The following is an 18,160-nucleotide window of genomic DNA, read 5'->3' as shown; positions in this document are numbered from 1 at the left end:
TGTCAGTAGTCCGGTAAATCAGATTTGGTCCTGAGTGTGCACTTGTCTCCACTTGCCCGACGCGCAACGGAGATGCGAACGAGGCTTGGAAGAGTGTCTTTGAGTTCGTTGAAGAGAAATGTACAAAGATTCTCGAGCGTCGCAGGACCGATCTGGGGAACGTCATCTAGGAATCTGTGATCGAGTAGTTCACGAACCCTCTCAATCTCGCGGCGGACATAGCCTAGATCAATGAGCATCCCGGACCGAGGATCCGGTGAGCCAACTAAGGCAATCTCGGCGTGGTAAGTATGTCCATGGATGCGCTTGCTACCTTCCGCCTCGATCTGCCGGTCAAGAGTATGCGCGGCTTCGAAGAAGAACTCTTGGCTTAGTTCGTAGATCATCGAATCCCAACGATTTTGTGTGTTTGGATGCCAAGATTCCAGCGCGGATTCGCTTGGCAATACGCGATCGCACGAGCGGTGTTGTCAAGTCGCTGGGGGCCGTCCATCGGCTGCCGGTAAAAATTGTCGAAGGACAGTGCAGTGAATCCCGCTGGATCTAGACCGGCCTGCGGAAACACAAGTTTCAACTCGTTTCCGCCGCGAATGGTGAGTTTTGTGCCCGCCTTCGGACTGACGCATATCCAATCTATCCCAGTTGGGGCGGCGACAGTGCCATTTGTCTCAACGGCAATCGAGAAGCCCCTATCGTGAAGTTGGGCGATCAATGCTTCATCCACCTGTAGCAGAGGTTCGCCACCGGTTAGAACTACAAATCGCCGATTACGATCTTCGGACGGCCATAACGCCTCGATTGCGCCAATCAAAGCGACCGCATCGGAGAACTTCCGGCCGCCTTCGCCAGTAGTTCCGACGAAATCGGTATCGCGAAATCGACAAATCGCAGTAGACCGGTCCTCTTCCCGTCCGGTCCACAAATTGCAGTCGGCGAAGCGGCAGAATACTGCAGCACGTCCGGCGTTCGCGCCTTCACCTTGCAAGGTGAAGAAAATTTCTTTCACGCTATACGGCATCGTGCAACTCGCTTGCGAAGCTCTCGTATCCCGCACGCCGCAGATCGCACGCTGGACAATTGCCGCAACCATAGCCCCACGTATGCAGCGTCCGGCGGTCCCCAAGATAGCATGTGTGCGTGTCAGCCTGAATAAGGCTGACCAGTTTTTCACCACCGAGTCGGGACGCCATCTGCCAAGTTTGAGCTTTATCGATCCACATCAGTGGCGCCTCGATCACTAGCGGTTGGCCCATGCCTAGCGCAATTGCCACCTGCAGCGCCTTGAGCGTATTGTCACGACAGTCGGGGTAGCCTGAATAATCGGTCTCACACATACCTCCGATCAGCACCTGCAGACCCCGTCGATAGGCGACTGCTGCAGCCAAAGTAAAAAATAGGAGGTTTCTGCCCGGCACGAATGTATTAGGCAGGCCACTTTCTTGCATCTCAATAGCTTTGCCGACCGTGAGTGCGGTGTCACTGATCTGCCCGAGAATTGAAAGATCGAGCAAATGGTCGCTGCCGAGTTTGGCACCCCATTCGGGAAACTCGTCTCGCAAACCCGTCAATATTTTTTGTCTGCACTCCAGTTCGACTGCGTGCCGCTGGCCATAGTCGAATCCGATAGTTTCGACATGCTCATACCGATCGAGTGCCCAAGCGAGACAGGTCGTCGAGTCCTGCCCGCCGGAGAAGAGAACCAACGCATGCGTTTTCACAAGCAGTTCCTCAATTATGAATTCGCGACCTGACGAGGCTTCCGAAGCGCGCGCTTCATCGAGCGAACGAGATAGTTCGTCAGCAGATCAATATCGCTCGGCGTGTTCTGAATGCCATTCCACGGACGCTCATCGTACGGTGCAAGTCTCCACTGACCGCTCGTCCACGCGGTGTATTCCTTCAGCAGCTTGAGACCATCCTCAAACTCCGTCCGAGTCGTGGCACCCTCACTGGAATAGAGAAACTCCATCACGAATCCCATAGCCACAACACCGGCACCGTGACGCAGACGGGATGTCTTGGGGCTCATACCGACCCATTCACTTCCAAAGACGGTGACAACAGCCTCGAAGAATGCGTTTACGAATTCGTATGCGCGATCCTCAAAATCACCGTCCTTGATGAACTCACGAATAGCACCGTCGGAGGCCGAGTTCATCACGAGTTTCTGCATGGCGGTATCGCTCAGGACTCCCTTGGGGTTCGTATGCTGACGGATTTCACCGTAGAGCGCAGAACCCCTTGTAAAGTTCAGGCGGTCAACAATTCGTGCGGCAAATTTGCGTGCCGTAAAGCGCTCCGGCAAACCCTCGACGTTTGGCAGCAGTTCATAAATGAGCGTCTTGGGCAGCGGACGGGTATTGTTGATCAAGACAAATTGTTGGCGCAGTTCGTTGTAGTCTTTGCAGATGAGAGCGGAGACGAACACCTGGAAGCCGGGCTTCGTGATGCCCGAGAGCGCGCTCAGTCGCTGCTGACCGTCAACGATGAAACCGGGTTTGCCGTCACCAACCTTGATCTCAATGTCCACAACGCCATCGCCCTTGTCCTTCACTTTGACACCACCGATGAAGGCAACAATAAGTGCATTCGGCAAAAGCGCGTCTTCACGCCGGAGATAATCTCGAATCTCCTTAATATGCGTGGCGATCTGATGGCGCTGGAAGCCACGTAGTTGGCCGCTCTCCTCCCGGCCTACGCGTTCAATTTCTGCAAATCCCCAGATCTGTTCCGGGGTTGCAGCAAATGTAAAGACATCGTGCTCCGGGGCCTGTGATGCACGAATTGCCTTGAATCGGTAGACGCTCACAGATGATTCTCCAAAGTACGTTGTACGTGTTTGTGATAGACCCCAAGGTTATGAAAGCCTCGGCGCTTGTTTCGGTTGCTCGAACGGAAGATGATGACGTCGACTCCCGCTTTGCTGCAGATTGAGCAGCGACAGCGTTTCCATGGCGCCTCGTCGAGCGTGCGCTCAACCAGCGTTCGCATCTTCAGGAGTTCCTTTGCATGCTTTTCAATTGGCAGGCCGTCACCAAGTGTCAGGAACTGCTGATAGTCCATAACGGCGTCGAGTGCTTCGGTCGCCTTCCCGCCACCGCTATCAAACTTGCGCAGCGCGGCCAGTGCTTTCTGTTCACGCTTCTGAAGATCTTCAGCACTAAAAATCCCGCGCTTGATACCCTGCATCAGGCGTGGGTTCTCGATAGCCTGCGGAATGCGGATGGCCGCGTAATAGTCCAGCCCCCCTTTGGGTGACTCCATGTAGTAATTCGCCTTCGCATCCTTGAATGCCCGGATAAGCGGAGATGTGGAATCGAAGCTAGTAATGCCGAAATTCGTGAACTGATGGATGCTGTCAGCTTTGGCAAATCCGAGCAGGTGGATATTCGTTTCCGGCTTGATGGCATTACGCAGTGCGTGAAGAACCTGCTTGATGACATCAACCTTCAACGGAACGAGCCCCCCGATCGCCAGATAGCGATAACCCATCTTCTCGAGTCGGACGGCGGCGTCAGCCATGCTCGCGGGCGACCAACCTTGGACGGCTCCCAGCGGTTCGAAGGGATAATCTTCTGCATCCGTCAGGCGCAAGAATTCCTCGGCGTTTGCTAGCGTGATATCAAAGCGCTCAATAACACCGGGGGCCATTGCGCTTTCTGGAGGGTTGTCCGTCAGGCAGTCGAAGATGATGTGGTCAGGTGATACACCATGGGTGAAACCCGCGTCCGAGTAGAACTCAACGACTTCCTGCGGCGGATAGGCTGGAGTTTTGCTATTGGCATAAGCAAATGCACCACAGTCGCCGAGGACCATCGCGTTCTTAAACTTTGGACCGCCATATCGCAGAAACTTACGGACACCATCTCGCAGCATCCGCTGCTCTTCGGCTGTCGAATATCGCACTTTCGAGTTGGCAACACCAGCAGCCTGCCGGACGGCACTCATGGATACGAGCAATCCGTCATACGGCGATGGCGTCATAAGTTCGTGCGCATACATGTCATCCCAGTAGCGACGCCGACCGGGAGCATTTACATCGTTTATAAAGTCGTACCCCGGATCAACATAGTCCTGGGTATCGGAATAGAGAAATTTCATTGTTTCATGGTGTTCGTATAAGCTCGGACCAGTGCTTCCTGCAGCTTTCTGATATCGCGATGTGTGTTCTGGATTTCGTTCCAGGCTAGACCCAGCGATTCCCAGGTTCCCTTAGTCCAGCGGCACGCAGGCGCCATCTTCTCAAGCTCTTTGCGTACCGTCTTGTAGTCCTCGCCAAGTCCTGAGAGACGGGCGTAGATCCGGTCCATAAGCACGCCCATTGCCTCGATGCCTGCTGAGTGCATCAAGCGACTGCTACGCGGATCCGCGCCCCACGCCTCTGGGAATACGTCACGCACTGCGGACCAATAAGTTATGAGGATGTGGTACATGCCCTCAACATCTACGCCATCCCGACCACTTGACTTGTAGGGTGCGAGCGCCCCAAGTGGGTTGTTCATGCTGTTCCGAATCATGGAGATGACGGCTGTATCGGTGATCACGCTGGTACTGCTACCTTTCTCCGAAATCCGCTTGATCAGCTTGTGAAAGGGCGATTCGGGATCACGATTGAGCAGTTTACAAATCTCCGATGGAACCTTGCGCGCACTCAACTCGCGAGGCAGCAAAATACTGCGAGTCTCGGGCAGCAACTCGTTGATTAACCGGGTTGGAAGCGGCTTGGCCTTATTGACCAGAATGAACTGCTCGCGCTGGATTTCCAGACTGTCAGAAACAAAGCCGACGACCGGCACGGGAATGCTCTTACTTCCCGTTTGCGCCAACGCAAGTGATCGCTGCTGCCCGTCGACAATCCAAGCAACCCGTTGTCCCTCGTCGTAGACAGGGATCGTCAGGGTACCCGCTTGCGCAATTCCCTGGTCACCTGTTGGCTTCGTACCACGGGCTGCAGAGAAGTGAACCTCGGGCGACATGGCCAGGATGATCGCGTTCGGGAACAGTACATCCCCTTGATTTAAATAGTCGACGATACCCTTCACATGCGAGCGAATTTCTGGACGCTGAAAGCCCTTGAGTTCGTCGGACTCATCGCGCTCCACCCGCGAGATGTCCGCGACCTTAATGATGTCTGAGCCCTGAATGAAAAAGGCAAAGACATCCAGTTCTACGCCTTGGGTCGTTCGCAGCGCGCGTACCACGATCTCTTTTCTCGCCATGGTGCCATTAGCCCTCGTTGGCCAGATCTTGTTGGAGTCGGTGCCACAGATTGCGGAACCGCGACTGTTCACAGGCAACTAATGCCTCGTCGCGCAGATACCTGAGCAATCGTGCTGACGCGCCGTCAAACCGATCCCAGTTTTTACGCAGAAGAGCCAAAATCTCGCTGTCAGTTTTGCGTTCTCTTGCCGGAATAACTGGCTTCGCTAGTGCGTGCATGGCTGCGGAAACAGATCTCCTAGCGTCATCAATGGAGAGTTGGTGTCCAGTCAGCGCCTCAACGAAATGGCGGAGCGCACGCTGGGGAAAATCGGTGCGCGTGCCAGCATATGACGACCCTTCTAGGCGTTCGTCATAAGGTAGTGCGACATGGCGAGCGTGCTCGGGCACAAGGGTCCGTCCGTGAGCGGACGTGATGATCCGAACTCTGCTAAGTTGCCACTGCGTCAGGGACGCTAGATCTTCAGCAATCAGGGCGATGTAACTTCCCGGAAGCGCGAAGAGCGCGAGGGCATCCGTATTGTTTTCGAGCAATGCACGGACGGAGCGTTGCTGACCCAATTCTGCTGTTAATGCCATCCACCAGTCACTCGGTCTCTTACCTAACTGCGTGAGCAGTGGTTTCAGCGAGTTGTCACCGTCGGCAACAGTCAGGTTGTATGACGGAATTTCCTCCGCAGCACCAACAACCCCTAGTCCCGCAGAGATGATGTGCAGAGTACCGCCTAGCGTGGTGGTTACCTGTCGTGCTTCAGAAAAGGCGCGGCCCATGTAGATGTCCTGCGCCTGGTCTGAGGGAGGGGCTTTCTTGATTGCCCTGCCCCAGCGCGCTGCCACCGATGACAACGAACCGCGCATGTCGGCAGCGGTGAGTGCGACGGTGCCATAACCGGCCCGCTTCCTGTTGGTGCAGTTGGTAACGACGATCACTCTGGAAGTCATAACTGCGTCCACAATCGTAAAATATCTCCCGAAAACTGCACATCAATTAACTGCGTAGTTTCGCACTTGCCGTGGCAAAATTCCAGTGATGCCAAGATTTACCCTTACCCCAATGGGGGGTGTAGCTCGCGCGCAACAGTACACGGAGATTTTTTGGGGACAGATCGTGCCCGAGGTGAGGTGCACCCTGGTAGTCGGGTTAGCCGCGTGCCGTACAAGAACCCGGGAGGACGGGACGCGCACGCCTAAACATGCACTAATTGATCAACTGCCGATCGATATCGCACTGATCCCCCACTAGGCCGCACCCGGCTTACGACAGCAGAGGACTTATGTACGTTTTGATCTATATTGCAGCAGTCGTCGCCGCGAACCTGAGCGTCGCGCACTTTGGACCCGCATCCACGCCGATCAATGCATTCGTGCTCATCGGCCTTGACCTTGCAATTCGCGATCGCCTGCATCTGAACTGGCGAGGCCGTGCACTATGGGCGCGCATGTTTGGCCTGATCGCCGCTGCGGGCGCAGTGAGTTTTGCACTCAATCCAGCATCCGGTGTGATCGCGTTAGCGTCCCTCATTGCATTCAGCGGAGCAGCCGTCGCTAGTGCCCTCGTGTTCCAGGCGGCGCGCCGCCACCCGATTCTGGCACGCGCGAATGGCGCCAACGTCGCTGGCGCCGCTGTGGACTCCCTCATCTTCCCCCTAATCGCATTCGGCACCGTCTTCCCGATGATCGCGGGGCTCCAGTTTCTGGCCAAGGTCGCCGGTGGCGCCATCTGGTCGTGGGTCGTTTTCCGCAACGCCCGCACCATCCTCGGAGCGTTGTCGACTGAATCGGTGGATAGGCCTATGCAAATGTAAGATGCTCAGCGAGACTCCTCCGACAAACGCGTCGGAGTTACTCCCAAGGCCCACCGCCTTGCAGGAAAGCGGCAGCCGCGCGCTCTCTGATTACTTCAGGAGCGGCAGCGACAACCGGCGCGCCATCACGATCGGTTGCGTGTGGACGATTGGAGTACGCTCTCAGTAGTGGTGAGTGCCACGCAGACCCAATAGCAGACGGAGCAACTGTCGACCCAGCCGAATGGTCGTGAGTTTGATTGCCCGTTTCAGCGAGTTCGCGCCCAGCGCGGCCGAGGGGGCATTTCTGGAATAGCGACGAGCCTCTCTGTCGCGCCCGGCGTGCTTCAGCGAGATTATTCCATCCTCCTCCCCACGATGACGAGTGAGGCGGAATCCACCGGCAAAAGGTGAACGCGTTGACTGAGGAACTCTTGGGACGACGTTTGCCTTGATTGCGAGTCGCGCTCGCCCCCCGCGCGCCCACTTACGTCTCTCCCGCGACTCCACGCCGCTCATGTAGATCTGGGTTGGCGCGTAGTACATCGTGACTTTCGTAAAGATGCCTCTTGGCGACTGCCAAACCGACGACCTTATTCAGGCGGCTTGCTCGGACCGGCGACGGCGTCGTGATTCTGCATAGTAGGCGTGAACTGAACGCGTGCATCGCTAGCCCGCGGGAGATCTGCAACATCATTCCGACCTCCCAAATTCTGTGAGTAGGAACCACTCCGATCGCGCTAGGGCACGAGGTAATCTGGGAGTTTCCCGTTTTCTGGCACAGTTCGTTGGCCGTTTTGGACCCCAATCACATAGTGCGTGTAGATCTCTCGCGTAATTGACGATCTGGGGACTTGTAGCATCTTAAAGACAACGACTACCAACGACTGCCACCTGAAAGCAATCTATCGCCTCCCATTCGTTCAAAAAAACAAAAAACAAATATTAATTTGCATCACTAGAAATACATATTCTTAGAGATTCGCCAATTCTCTTGTCGGTGCGATTTCACATCGATTTTGATTCAAAAAAATATGTAGGTCTTGACTTTGCCAAATTTCGCGAAGCAGATTACGCTCGTCTTGTTCCCTCAAAAATTGCGAGACGGATTCTATGAGCGCGCTCGGCGATTTCATACGAGCTAGGCGAAAAATTTTGGGGCTCACCCAAACTGCGCTGGCGATACGTATGGGCGTGGACGACACCTATGTAAGCGCAGTAGAAACCGGAAAGCGGACTCCGGATGGCGAGCAATTCCTGGAATTGATGTCGACGGCGCTGGAGCTCCCTGAGGACCTCAGTCGCTTACTCGCTGCCGCAGCGCGTAAGTCGCAGCGCATTTTCCGATTGCCGGCAGAAATTTCAGCCCGGAAACACGAAGTGCTCCAAGCTCTCGCGATGGACACAGGTCTCACGGACGACGATATGGCAGCGTTTGCAGCTATGCATAGCGCGCTTGCTGCCCGCGGGCGCTGCGTTGGCCAGACAGAAGACTCCAATTTCAGCCAAGGAGGCCCCATGTAAAGAAAAAGCGCCACGAACCCGCAGGCCCGCAGCGCTCTTGGATCAGAACCGGTAAAGATTCGTCTCCTGGACAAAGTCGAGTCTCCACCGATCTGACCTCAGCGTCAAGAGCTTCCTTTCGCCTGCGATTTCCGCCCCCTCCAGATTCGACCATTCGTGATCGATTCGATGGCATCGCGCGCCCGTTGCTCGGGCCTATTCCGACTGGATATTGTCGGAGGGGGAGTTATTTCCGAAACGTAAGCGTCTTCAGCAGACGCGACGGAGCAAACTCTTGCCTAAATTTTCTCAGCCGTTGGCAATTTCTCCTTCATCACGACGCCCGCGCCGCATCGTGACTGTGTCGGGTCGCGGTGTGCGGGGCACTTTCCCCACCCGGAAGTCAGAAAGGCCGGCGCAGTTTGAAAGCCTTAACGAAGCGATGGCGTTGCTGATACTGGAGGTCGCAGCCTCGGTCAAGTCGATCGCCACACAGCCGCAGGTTTTTGAATATCTGCATGACGAATGTCGGCGACGATATACGCCTGACGTCAAAGTCGAGACAGATACGGGTCCCGCGTTCCTCGAGATCAAAGATGACAAGGCGCTCGCCACGCACTCGCAAGCCATCATTCGGTTGAAAGCCGCCATGCAGCATCTTCGGCAACACGGACATCGTTTTTGCATTGTCCTGCGAAGCGATCTCATTGCAGACGATCTCCCGAACAGACTTCAACTACTCCTCTCCGTACGTCCCGCCCGTGGCAGATATCGCCCAAGCCTCAACACGGCCCTCTGGGATCCAGAATACGGAACGTCGCCCTCCAACGAGATATCCGAGAAATGGGAGAACGCAAAGCGTGAATGTGATGATTTACTTCGCCGGGTCATGAAACGCGATCCCGACGATCTCCTGCCTGCCCTGGTTCGATAACGGGAGTTCCAACGTGGCCAACTTCAGAAAAGAACAGATTGTCTTTCGAGGCGAGGGGAAGTATCGCCTTATTCGTACTCAAAACGGTGTCGCCCAGCTCGAAAACGTAGAGACGGGGGAGTATTCCAGCCACAACGAAGCAGATCTTCTGGAAGAATATGTCCGTGGATTTCTGAGGACTGCCGACTCAAAGGAATATCGGCGCCCGCCGAATAACAACGCTATAAGCGATAGTCTCGAAGCTGGTGCCAGTCAATACGCTGACAATCAGGGGGACGCCGAGACGCGCCGCCGCGCGAATTACCTTGTAATGCTTGAACGGTTAGGCGCATTTGGGACCTCTCGATATGAGTTGCGTCGAGCAATCCGCAGGGTCGCCACAGATCTGGACGATCCTAAACCGCCCCATGAGACAACCATATATCGGTGGCGGCGCCGGTACCGCATTGCCCAGTGTGATATCCGCGCTTTGCTAGACAAAACAGACGGCCGCGGTGGCAAGGACCAGTCGAGACTGGATCCCACCGTCGAGGCAATCATTCACGAAAGAATCGAAACCGCTTTCCTGAATAGCAAGCGAGGGACAGCAGAAGATGTATACAACGCCGTATTCCTCGATATCCAGCAGATAAATACTACCCGTATCGAGTCAGAGTGGCTCGAAGTCCCCGGGCTTCGGACTATTCAGCGACGTATCGAACGCATCCCTGCGTTTGATCGTGCACTAGCACGCTATGGTGAGCGCGAAGCGCAACGCAGGTTCGCCGATCAGTTCCGTGCTCGGCGGGTGTCCCGAATCCTGGAACTCGTCGAGATCGACCACACGAAGCTCGACGTCATGTATACGGATGCTAGCGGAAGAACCATCGACCGACCTACCATCACCGTCGTCTTCGACCGCTTTTCTCGATGTGTTCTCGGCTTTTGTATCAGTTCGGCTGGGCATGGTGTCCATGCAGTGTTCGAGGCACTTCGGCACGCGATGATGCCGAAGAGTTACCTGCGAGAACGGTTTCCCGAACTTTCCCTGGAATGGCCGTGTCATGGGTGGTTCGAACGGTTGCTCATGGACAACGGCCGCGAGTTTCACGCGCACGCAGTCGTTGACGCCCTGATGAACCTTGGCGTGATCTGCGAATACGCTGCGTCACGAGACCCGAACGATAAGCCGTTTGTTGAACGCTTTCTCAGAACTCTCAACTACTACTTTGTCCACAAACTTCCGGGAACAACCCTCGCAAAAGTCCACCAACGCATAGGATTCAAGGCTGAAGATGAAGCCTGCCTGACCTTCGACAAACTCAATGAGATGGTCCACGTTTGGATCACGATGGTCTATCACATGAGACCGCATCGTGGACTATCCAAGCGTACGCCGCTCGATGTATGGAAGGAGAGCGCCTCCGCTAATCCGCCGCAGCTCAAATGTAATGCTGACGATCTCAGTATTGAGTTCAGCGAATACGACGAACGCACTCTTCAACACTATGGCATTGATTTTGACGGTTTTTGCTATGTGTCTCCAGAGCTGCTCACGCTTCGCCGAATGCTGCCTGTGAACGCGAAGGTGAAAATCAAAGCACCCTATGAAAACGTTGGCTTTATCTGGGTATGGGATGAAATTGAAGAAGAATACATTGCGGCATACAACACCAATGATCAGTACGAGAATCTGACGCGAGAGCAAGCCAAGCTTTTCAAGGAGATGAGTAAGGTCTCGGATCCCAACCGCCGGACACGAGCACATGGAGAACAGGTAATCCGTGATTCGAGCAACGAGGCAATGAGATCGAAGAAGCTGAGCGAGCGACGGAGGGGGGCTCGCCAGGGTCACCTCACAACAAAACCTCACAATCGTTCGCAACCGGTTGGAGGTCTGTCTGAGATGCTCCCTTCGACTTCTCCACTGACGTCGGAATCAGATGAAATTCCTGTATTCGAGATTGATTCTGTGAACGAAGAGGTAGGTCATGAAAAATAGCCCCGTTCTACGAAAAGCGGTTCAGGATATAAGAACGAGCTTTATCAAGTTTCCTCACGTCAGGAATATCCTGAACGCCATGGACCGATTGTACGATTATCGATGCCTCAACGAAGAACCTGAACATCTAGCGTTGCTTGGCGAGTCCGGTGTCGGAAAATCGACCTTGCTCATCAGATACCGGGATGATCATCCCGCCATAGAACATGATGAACTCACCGAAGTGCCTGTGCTCTATGTGGCGATCGGTCCATCCCCAACCCCAAAAGCGCTCGCGAGTTCAATCCTTCGAGCGCTGGGCGATCCAAAGTGTGACATAGGCAAAGAGGTCGATCTGACCTATCGACTTGTCCTGTTGATCAAGCTGTGTCGGGTACGACTGGTGATCATCGATGAAGCCAACCATCTGATAGATCGCGGCGGTGAGAAAACGCATCACGTAGCGGCCGACTGGCTCAAACGCCTGGTTGATGCCACACGGGTTTCGTTCGTGCTCGCCGGCATTCCACGAACCAGGCGATTGTTCGAAAAAAATGATCAGTTGCGCAGTCGATTTCGAGAGGTCATCGAGATCGACCGTTTCTCGGTGGAGAACGGTTCTGCGGAGTTGCAGTTTCGGGGCGTCCTTTGGGCGTTCAAAAAGGAATATCTGCGCGAAGTTCCGACAATTGATATTTCGAGTGCGACGATGGCACGCAAGTTCGCATTCGCAACCGACGGACGCTTACGCGATATCCGTAGGCTCCTCGTGCGAGCTGTGGAACTTTCTTATCAAGAGAGCGAGCCTAGACTGACCGAAGGCATCCTGTCCGACGCTTTTCGTACGGTAATCCATCCAGGCGCGCCGAATACTCGCAACCCCTTCCACGAGTCATTCAACGAATTGCCACTCGTGAAAGCCGATGAACCTTTTGCCCTTGTGGAGCGCTGACATGGAATTTCCCGAAAGAACCGGCCCGCTATGTCGCCCCAGGCTACTGCCAGACGAGTGGATTGAAACCTACCTTCTTCGCGTCGCACGGGCGAATGGTGTCCCGCGCCCGAAGCTCAGTGACATCGAACGCTTTCGGCCAACGCTCAAGGTCACCGCCGGGACCAAGCCTCAAGGCTATCCAACGTGGGGAGAAGCCTCTTTTCCACGATGGAGTGTGGCTACGCGCGCAAACAGAATCCGATACTGCCCCGCCTGCATGGCCGAGTCACGGCATATTCGTTCGCGTTGGCGTCTGACGACGCTTGAGGTTTGTACGTTGCACCATATCCGGTTGAAGGATGACCTCGCCGAGCCTGTCATGACGCGAGGGCACATGCAGGAAGGGATGCATCTGATCAGCGATATCACTGAAGATCAACTCTGGGCTGGGGCCACCTGCCCGATGCCGGGCGAACGGCGCTATCTTGCCCGCTTATGGGGGGACTTCGAACGATTGATTGTTGAAGGCAATACTTCGGTCGCATTCAATCGGCTGACATACGTCCTGTTTCTGGAGGCGCTGCTCGACGCCCTGGCTACTACCGTACCAGAGTCAGAATCTCTGCCGGTTGATACTCCGCGTTCCACTCGCCTCGCTGCAGTGGTCGAGACGCATCGCCTCGTTTTGGCGGCTGATTCGAACGGCGTTCTTGACTTCCTGGATCAAATCGTAGTCCCTGAGCATCGAAGTGTAGTTCTCAGACGGTTGCGTCGGATGCTGCTCGACGAAGCGTACCGACCGACATGTCTCTCCGCTCTGCCCATCGCAGATCTGCGAAAGCGATTTTTCATGGAGGGGCAGGAGATGTTCGCTTCGCAAGCTGGTAGCGTACGGCTCGGGAGCCGCGAGGTGCCCAAGGGGTGCGTGAGCCTTGAGAACGCAGCGCGGATGATCGGTTGCTCTCAGGATCTCCTGTGGCGCCTTATTCGAAGTCGTATTCTCCAGGGCGCCAGTGCTAGCGGGCGTGAACGGAAGCGATATGCTTACCTCACTCCTCAGGCATTGGAGGCATGTCGCAGGTGGTATGCCTCCATCGCGACACGCGGGCAAGTGAAGGAGCAACTACGGATTGCGCAACGAGGCTATGTGTCCCTGCTCAGTTCGGGGTTGCTGCGCCCGCTACCGTTCATCAAGCGCCCATACTTCCAACGATCAGATCTCACGGAATTGTGCCGTCGGTTCGAGGTGATATCCCAGCCTTGCCCCTCCGATATTTCGCATCTGCAATCGCTGTTCGGGGAGTGGTTGCCCTGTCGAGGCAAATACAGGAGAACCTCACCAGAACTGTTGCAGGAAGCGCTACGTGGTGGCTTTCCCCTTTTCCGTCGACCGGATTGCCCCGGTCTGTCCGCGTACTTTGTTGACTGGAGAGCTATCGATCGAATGGATCGATTCAAAAGGGACGAAGCCGCCAAGCACGCAGGAAAAGCGAGCCCCGTTCAGCAACTTTCGTTGTTCCTGGAATGAATCCCAGTCCAACGCATGAAGCTGATTGGCGCGCCCAAGGAATCGCTCTGTTTGCAGGGCGATTCCTCGTGCGGCCGCGCGCTCACTTCGATGAGAGCTTTCCCGGCTATCGCATGCGGGTTGCGTCAGCCAATGGGTTATCCAATCCATCCTGGTTAGCCTGCATCGATGCCAGGCTCCCGAAAGCAAATGGTATTGCGCGTTGGTGCCCTCTGTGTCTTGCTGAACCTGATTGCTATTGGCGCGAGGCATGGTACTCAGGAAACGCCGCATGTTTTCGACATCAATCCTGGCTCACATCGATTTGCAATACATGCCGACGGCAGTTGCGCTGGAAGCAGGCTCGACTCACGACCTGCATCTGTCGTGCGCAACTGTATGGCGACGATCTAGATGGCTTTTCAGCTGATCTTCAGAGTCTGCTTTCGGCGCCTAATGACTCGAGCATTGGTGCGCTGTCCATTGAGGAGAGATGGAGTCTCGCGCGCTTGCTTGGGGCCTTGTCACAGTTCGGCCTCCAGGGGAAGCCACTGAAGAAGGCCGCTCGACAGAACACATGCATAGAACAAGTGCTGGTGTCTGATGGCGCGTCGCTCATTGTCGATCGAACTGGCTGCTTCAATCTGCTCGATCGGCTGCGCGTGCCTCACGCTAATGCCGGAAATCTTCCTTTGCTGTCGGAGGTCTTTCCGCATTTGCTTGGGATGCTCCGCAAGCAACTTCGTGAAAGTGCGTACACCTGGATGCTGGATCTGCTTGAAGCATATGTCGTCTATTCATCCGAGCATGGAACTCCAGTACTCTGGGAACGAAAGGGTGTTCTGGTCGGCGAAGCATCGCGATGCCAACCTAAAATGCGCAGTTCGACGATTGCTTCAATGCTCTCGCAAACCGGATCGGCAGTGCCAACCAGGCATACCGGAGCCGGGCGGCGGAAGTTCCTTGTCAGTCACGCTGATCTGGAAAAAATGCGCAATGCTCGGAGTTCACTCGTACGATTGAAGGCTGCTGCCCGGTACGCTGGAATGTCGGGCGAACGGGTCCGGGCGCTCGCGAAAGCAAACCTGATTGTCGCAATCGGGAGCCACATCGATAGGAAGTCAATAGACCGTCTACTGGGCGGTATTGCCGAAGCTGGTATCCGGAGCGTTCACGAACTGGACGATCCGATCGGTTTCTCTGAAGCCTTGCGGCTTTATGTGCCGGTCGACGCTTCAGCGAGATTCTTCAGCCAGATCGTGAGCGGCGTTGTGCGTCTGGTGGTCGAGCCAAACGAGATGCCTACACTGCGCACCATCTTCGTCGATCGACAGGATGTGATGGCCCTCATGCAGTTTTTCACGGAGCAGGGAGCCCAAATTTCGATTGTTGAGGCTGCCCGTCGCCTCGGGGTCAAGCAGGAAGTGATGTACCACCTGATCAATGTTGGGCTTCTCAGAACCCGGACTGGCAAACTGCGGCGCCGCGTGGCACGAGTTGTCGAGGTTGACGATCTGAAGAAGTTTGCAGACGAATTTCTACCATTGTCTGCCGTCGCAAGAACCGCGGGAATATCCGTTCGCGAAGCGCCTGGCTGGGCAAAGCAGAATGGTATAGAGATTGTCACCGGACCATCAGTCGACGGCGGGAGGCAGTACTGGATTCGCCGCCCGCGCAGCCCGAATGAGTTGTGAAGCGCGAGCCCAACTTGATCGAGTGAAGCCCGCTTGAAACTTGATTCCATAATGGCGGTGTTTGCCGCGGCCGCTCATCCCCCTCACGCGCTTAAGCGGCGTCAGCGCACGATATGGGCCTATCCAGTGTGGCCACGAATGGTGTGCATCAGCCCCAGGTAGGATGTTCATCGGACAATCCGAGCCATCGCGCGATATCTGCGAGCGCCGCATTACGCATTTCGATGCGTTCTTCTTCGTTTGCTTCCGTCTTGTCAGCAGGCCCGGCGATGGCAGCGCGCAGATAACCGCGAAGTCTTTGAGGAATCGTATGCCCTTCTTCGCGAAACGCGGCAGCGACGTTCGCACGCCATAGTTCGAACTCGCTCCCATTGTCGGGAATTCCGTCAAAAGCCGGTTCGCCATCGCCATTCAGTAGAGCGACGTCATCTTCAGTCCGGTATTTGCTCGGCGATATTAGAGGCCGTTCGATGTGATTGATGAATCCATGCCGCAGGTAAATCGTATGCAGCGAGCTCGCAGGTAGACCGAGCAAGGCGGCGCGCATCGCGATGCCTTCCTTGAGATTTGAGTCGATGCGCACCGAGATCGTCGTCCCAACCCCCGGCTTTGGTGCGACAAACGGCAGACTCATGATGAATAGTTCTTGCGAGTCCGGGTGATGAGTGGACAGCCACTGAATCGCCTTTTCCTTGCTCACCGGCTCCACTTCGTCCACCGTCTTTTGGCCTTCCGGAGCCCAAACCGGTACTTCGCGGTGCGCGATGAAATAGCGGCCCCCCCGGGTGCGGTACAGCTGCTCGACGGCGGCCACAGGTCGCCCGCCATCTACGGGCGGCGCTGTTTGTGTCGAGTCACCCAGGTGGGTCGACGTCCGGGTGTTGTAGGCAACACCGTCGATGACCTGCTTGATGCTTTCAAATTTCTTCATGTTGCGCGGTTGCGAAAGTGTGTGTACGATTGCCTCAGTTTCACGGCACGTAATACAGTAATTTACTGTATTACGTGCCGTCCTCAACTTCGCCGAATCGCCTTCCACGGGGCGAGACGGCGCTCCTTCCGGGGGACCGAAAGATGTGTATCTCGCCCAAACAGATGGATGACCTCGACGAGCGCGCGCGTGCCGTGGAGGATTATGCACGCGCGAACGCAGGCAATAACAGCGCGCAACACGTCGCGGACCGCTACGTCGCCTTGCATGCACAGCATGGCTGGCCGGTTCCCGTTCGCGCAGGCGTGCAAATCGAGCCGCCGCCGGGCCGCCTGTTCCCGAAAACCGTCCGCGGCAAGCACGGCGTCAACTATCAAATCCGCTCGGCGTTTCCGGCCGGCGGTATCTATGTGCGCCTCGAAGACGAGCGCACTGGCGAAGTGGCGGAATACCAGGTCGAGATCAATGGCCTCAACGCCGTCGAGGTCACCGTGAAGCTGCGCTAGCAGCCAGGACAGTGCATCACGCGCTCGCTTTGGCGCGGGCGCGTGATGTTCCGACAGCGAATTAAGGGGCGTGAGAGTGAACAAGCCATCTAAGTTAACGCGTCAAACGCTGTTTGACCTGGGCTTTGCGCACGGAACGGACGTAGATGAGGATCCTTCCGAGCTCGAATTCCGCTCCCGCGTTCGCGAGTACCAACTTGGATATATTGTTGGGCGTAGCTTTGGCGAAGCCGTCAAGCAGGCAAGTCGCCGCGCGGCTGCGGTTGTGGCTGGAGAACTTGGTTGGCGTTTTGGTGTGAGCCTGCCAGAGCTCATGGCTGCTATGAACCTCAGCGAGTAACAACAACAGATCATAAGTCTCGCATATGCGGATGCGTCGGACCCGGATCTGCCACGGCCTGGCGATCGGACGCCACCCGGATAGCAGCAGCTGAGCCTGGCCTATCAGCAGCCGTAGCACACCGCTGGGCAAGTTAAGGCGAGTACCCCCGTTCGAACGACTTTAGTCGCTGGCCGCGACGTCAGTCTGCATCATCGCATAGCGGCTCGCGCGCGCATCAGCGAGCGCGTGATGCCGACCGCCGTGCGTTCGGTAGTAGGCTTCGGAGCGGCGCCGGTCGAGCAAGCCGGCCACATTGACCGCATGCCAGCCAGGCGGCGGTCCGTCGAGCAGATCGCAAAGCAGGTCCCAGTCGCCGCCGTAGTCGAAACACAGCAGCCGTTCCGGCTCGCTGTCGAACTGGCTCAGCCAAACGACGAGCGCTGCGCGCAAGGCCTTGCGCGTGAACACAGACTACGGATGCTGGCCGCGTTGCGGGAGCACCGCCACGCGCACAAACTCGGAACAATTGGTCAGGTCGTACTCCGAGCACTCGCCGTAGAACTCGCGACCGCCATCGGCTACGAGCGCGAGGCTGATGAGTTCGCACTCAAGGAAATCGGTGAATTCGCAATCGACGAAAACGTGCATGATCGTGAGCCGGGTCGGCGATTTCAAAGTTCCAGGCGCTCGCCTGAATGGAGCGGTTCGTTAAGCCTTGGAGTTCCTAGTGCACGCGCAGATTGCCTGCCCGCCCCGCCTCGACAAAGTCGGGCCGCTCATCGTTCGCCAGCATTTCAGCAAATTGCAACGACTGTCGCAAATCTGTGGCGTGCTCCCCTGGAACGGTCTTCAGTGCAAGTGTGGC

At 56.0% G+C, this 18,160-nt stretch carries 19 protein-coding genes; 9 read left to right on the top strand and 10 right to left on the bottom strand.

What is annotated here, in order from left to right; genetic code table 11:
• Window positions 1-2: 2 nt before the first annotated feature.
• From U5A58_RS01875 to U5A58_RS01845, 7 genes are read right to left on the bottom strand one after another with little or no spacing between them, the layout of a single operon-like run.
• Window positions 3-386, bottom strand: coding sequence for a 6-carboxytetrahydropterin synthase (locus tag U5A58_RS01875; protein WP_321960079.1), 384 nt, complete (start codon window positions 384-386; stop codon window positions 3-5).
• Complete coding sequence (gene queE / locus U5A58_RS01870; RefSeq protein WP_321960078.1) at window positions 383-1,018, bottom strand: 7-carboxy-7-deazaguanine synthase; 636 nt, start codon at window positions 1,016-1,018, stop codon at window positions 383-385. The genes U5A58_RS01875 and queE overlap by 4 nt, the downstream gene beginning before the upstream one ends.
• The gene (queC, locus tag U5A58_RS01865; protein WP_321960077.1) at window positions 1,008-1,718 is read right to left on the bottom strand and encodes a 7-cyano-7-deazaguanine synthase QueC; all 711 of its coding nucleotides are present in this window, start codon (window positions 1,716-1,718) and stop codon (window positions 1,008-1,010) included. The genes queE and queC overlap by 11 nt, the downstream gene beginning before the upstream one ends.
• A gap of 14 nt (window positions 1,719-1,732) precedes the next feature.
• Window positions 1,733-2,809, bottom strand: a complete 1,077-nt coding sequence (dbpB, locus tag U5A58_RS01860; RefSeq protein ID WP_321960076.1) for a DGQHR domain-containing protein DpdB — start codon at window positions 2,807-2,809, stop codon at window positions 1,733-1,735.
• Window positions 2,806-4,101: a tRNA-guanine transglycosylase DpdA gene (dpdA, locus tag U5A58_RS01855; protein ID WP_321960075.1), complete on the bottom strand. Its 1,296-nt coding sequence runs from the start codon at window positions 4,099-4,101 to the stop codon at window positions 2,806-2,808. Before dpdA ends, dbpB (U5A58_RS01860) begins: the two co-directional genes overlap by 4 nt.
• Window positions 4,098-5,219 carry a DGQHR domain-containing protein DpdB gene (gene dbpB / locus U5A58_RS01850; protein WP_321960074.1) on the bottom strand — a complete coding sequence of 374 codons (1,122 nt, stop codon included), beginning with the start codon at window positions 5,217-5,219 and terminating at the stop codon, window positions 4,098-4,100. The genes dpdA and dbpB (U5A58_RS01850) overlap by 4 nt, the downstream gene beginning before the upstream one ends.
• Before the next feature lie 7 nt (window positions 5,220-5,226).
• The gene (locus U5A58_RS01845) at window positions 5,227-6,162 is read right to left on the bottom strand and encodes a hypothetical protein (RefSeq protein WP_321960073.1); all 936 of its coding nucleotides are present in this window, start codon (window positions 6,160-6,162) and stop codon (window positions 5,227-5,229) included.
• A gap of 332 nt (window positions 6,163-6,494) precedes the next feature.
• Here U5A58_RS01845 and U5A58_RS01840 point away from each other — a divergent pair, with 332 nt between their 5' ends.
• From U5A58_RS01840 to U5A58_RS01810, 7 genes are all read left to right on the top strand, one after another.
• Window positions 6,495-7,025, top strand: a complete 531-nt coding sequence (locus tag U5A58_RS01840) for a VUT family protein (protein ID WP_321960072.1) — start codon at window positions 6,495-6,497, stop codon at window positions 7,023-7,025.
• A 1,092-nt stretch (window positions 7,026-8,117) separates the two neighbouring features.
• Window positions 8,118-8,528: a helix-turn-helix domain-containing protein gene (locus U5A58_RS01835; RefSeq protein ID WP_321960071.1), complete on the top strand. Its 411-nt coding sequence runs from the start codon at window positions 8,118-8,120 to the stop codon at window positions 8,526-8,528.
• A gap of 274 nt (window positions 8,529-8,802) precedes the next feature.
• Window positions 8,803-9,441 carry a TnsA endonuclease N-terminal domain-containing protein gene (locus U5A58_RS01830; RefSeq protein ID WP_321960070.1) on the top strand — a complete coding sequence of 213 codons (639 nt, stop codon included), beginning with the start codon at window positions 8,803-8,805 and terminating at the stop codon, window positions 9,439-9,441.
• A 13-nt stretch (window positions 9,442-9,454) separates the two neighbouring features.
• A complete protein-coding gene (locus U5A58_RS01825) occupies window positions 9,455-11,422 on the top strand; it encodes a Mu transposase C-terminal domain-containing protein (RefSeq protein WP_321960069.1) in 1,968 nt (655 codons plus the stop codon).
• Window positions 11,412-12,353 carry a TniB family NTP-binding protein gene (locus U5A58_RS01820; RefSeq protein WP_321960068.1) on the top strand — a complete coding sequence of 314 codons (942 nt, stop codon included), beginning with the start codon at window positions 11,412-11,414 and terminating at the stop codon, window positions 12,351-12,353. The genes U5A58_RS01825 and U5A58_RS01820 overlap by 11 nt, the downstream gene beginning before the upstream one ends.
• A 1-nt stretch (window position 12,354) precedes the next feature.
• Entirely contained in the window at window positions 12,355-13,863 is a 1,509-nt protein-coding gene (locus tag U5A58_RS01815; RefSeq protein WP_321960067.1) for a TniQ family protein, read from the top strand.
• 326 nt (window positions 13,864-14,189) lie between these two features.
• Entirely contained in the window at window positions 14,190-15,536 is a 1,347-nt protein-coding gene (locus U5A58_RS01810; RefSeq protein WP_321960066.1) for a hypothetical protein, read from the top strand.
• Window positions 15,537-15,684: 148 nt separating this feature from the next.
• Here the strand turns inward: U5A58_RS01810 and U5A58_RS01805 are convergent, their stop codons facing one another.
• Window positions 15,685-16,467: a hypothetical protein gene (locus U5A58_RS01805; RefSeq protein ID WP_321960065.1), complete on the bottom strand. Its 783-nt coding sequence runs from the start codon at window positions 16,465-16,467 to the stop codon at window positions 15,685-15,687.
• 164 nt (window positions 16,468-16,631) lie between these two features.
• Here U5A58_RS01805 and U5A58_RS01800 point away from each other — a divergent pair, with 164 nt between their 5' ends.
• Window positions 16,632-16,973 carry a hypothetical protein gene (locus U5A58_RS01800; protein WP_321960064.1) on the top strand — a complete coding sequence of 114 codons (342 nt, stop codon included), beginning with the start codon at window positions 16,632-16,634 and terminating at the stop codon, window positions 16,971-16,973.
• 76 nt (window positions 16,974-17,049) lie between these two features.
• Window positions 17,050-17,313, top strand: a complete 264-nt coding sequence (locus U5A58_RS01795) for a hypothetical protein (RefSeq protein ID WP_321960063.1) — start codon at window positions 17,050-17,052, stop codon at window positions 17,311-17,313.
• Window positions 17,314-17,475: 162 nt separating this feature from the next.
• On the opposite strand, the gene U5A58_RS01790 is transcribed toward U5A58_RS01795, so the two are convergent.
• Together U5A58_RS01790 and U5A58_RS01785 are read right to left on the bottom strand one after the other, a co-directional pair.
• Window positions 17,476-17,763 (bottom strand): hypothetical protein, encoded by a 288-nt coding sequence (locus tag U5A58_RS01790; protein WP_321960062.1) that lies wholly within the window; start codon window positions 17,761-17,763, stop codon window positions 17,476-17,478.
• Window positions 17,764-17,766: 3 nt separating this feature from the next.
• A complete protein-coding gene (locus tag U5A58_RS01785) occupies window positions 17,767-17,970 on the bottom strand; it encodes a hypothetical protein (RefSeq protein WP_321960061.1) in 204 nt (67 codons plus the stop codon).
• Window positions 17,971-18,160 lie beyond the last annotated feature (190 nt).

Source organism: Paraburkholderia sp. J7 (assembly GCF_905220155.1).
Lineage (GTDB): Bacteria > Pseudomonadota > Gammaproteobacteria > Burkholderiales > Burkholderiaceae > Paraburkholderia.
The sequence above is the reverse complement of the archived record's forward strand: the minus strand, read 5'-3'. Positions and strand labels throughout refer to the sequence as shown.

Excerpts from the sequence above, each read along its gene's own strand:
- U5A58_RS01875 (WP_321960079.1), bottom strand. The coding sequence starts at position 386 with ATGATCTACGAACTAAGCCAAGAGTTCTTCTTCGAAGCCGCGCATACT.
- queE (WP_321960078.1), bottom strand. The coding sequence starts at position 1,018 with ATGCCGTATAGCGTGAAAGAAATTTTCTTCACCTTGCAAGGTGAAGGC.
- dpdA (WP_321960075.1), bottom strand. The coding sequence starts at position 4,101 with ATGAAATTTCTCTATTCCGATACCCAGGACTATGTTGATCCGGGGTAC.
- dbpB (WP_321960074.1), bottom strand. The coding sequence starts at position 5,219 with ATGGCGAGAAAAGAGATCGTGGTACGCGCGCTGCGAACGACCCAAGGC.
- U5A58_RS01845 (WP_321960073.1), bottom strand. The coding sequence starts at position 6,162 with ATGACTTCCAGAGTGATCGTCGTTACCAACTGCACCAACAGGAAGCGG.
- U5A58_RS01840 (WP_321960072.1), top strand. The coding sequence starts at position 6,495 with ATGTACGTTTTGATCTATATTGCAGCAGTCGTCGCCGCGAACCTGAGC.
- U5A58_RS01835 (WP_321960071.1), top strand. The coding sequence starts at position 8,118 with ATGAGCGCGCTCGGCGATTTCATACGAGCTAGGCGAAAAATTTTGGGG.
- U5A58_RS01820 (WP_321960068.1), top strand. The coding sequence starts at position 11,412 with ATGAAAAATAGCCCCGTTCTACGAAAAGCGGTTCAGGATATAAGAACG.
- U5A58_RS01815 (WP_321960067.1), top strand. The coding sequence starts at position 12,355 with ATGGAATTTCCCGAAAGAACCGGCCCGCTATGTCGCCCCAGGCTACTG.
- U5A58_RS01805 (WP_321960065.1), bottom strand. The coding sequence starts at position 16,467 with ATGAAGAAATTTGAAAGCATCAAGCAGGTCATCGACGGTGTTGCCTAC.
- U5A58_RS01800 (WP_321960064.1), top strand. The coding sequence starts at position 16,632 with ATGGATGACCTCGACGAGCGCGCGCGTGCCGTGGAGGATTATGCACGC.